Source organism: Azospirillum griseum, assembly GCF_003966125.1.
Taxonomy (GTDB): Bacteria; Pseudomonadota; Alphaproteobacteria; order Azospirillales; family Azospirillaceae; genus Azospirillum; species Azospirillum griseum.
This window is the reverse complement of sequence record NZ_RXMA01000165.1, coordinates 1-307: the sequence shown is the minus strand read 5'-3', so window position 1 is coordinate 307 and position 307 is coordinate 1. Positions and strand designations below refer to the sequence as shown.

Annotated in this window: 1 protein-coding gene; it reads right to left on the bottom strand. The window is 55.4% G+C overall.

Features of this window, described 5'->3' with window-relative positions; all coding sequences use genetic code 11:
- Positions 1 to 307: FG-GAP repeat domain-containing protein (locus tag EJ903_RS26640; protein ID WP_148105342.1), on the bottom strand; the 307-nt coding region annotated here is incomplete at both ends.

Genomic DNA, 307 nt, shown 5'->3' with positions numbered 1-307 from the left:
TTCCCCTGGAAGATGAGGTCGGCTTTGCCATCGCCATTCATGTCGGCAAGTTGCGCTTGGCCGGTTTGGAAACTGCCGCCATGGTCAATAACAAGATGCGGCGACGCAAAGCCGTTGCCTGTACTTTCTGACAAGTAGAAATTGTTGTCGTTGTCCTGAAAGAGGAGATCGGCTTTGCCGTCACCATTGACGTCGGCGTATTGCGCTTGACCGGCCTGAAAGGTGCCGCCTTCAGCGACCACCATGTGGGGCGCGACAAAACCGCTGCCTGTACTTTCTGACAGCCAGAATCGGTTATCTCCCCCCT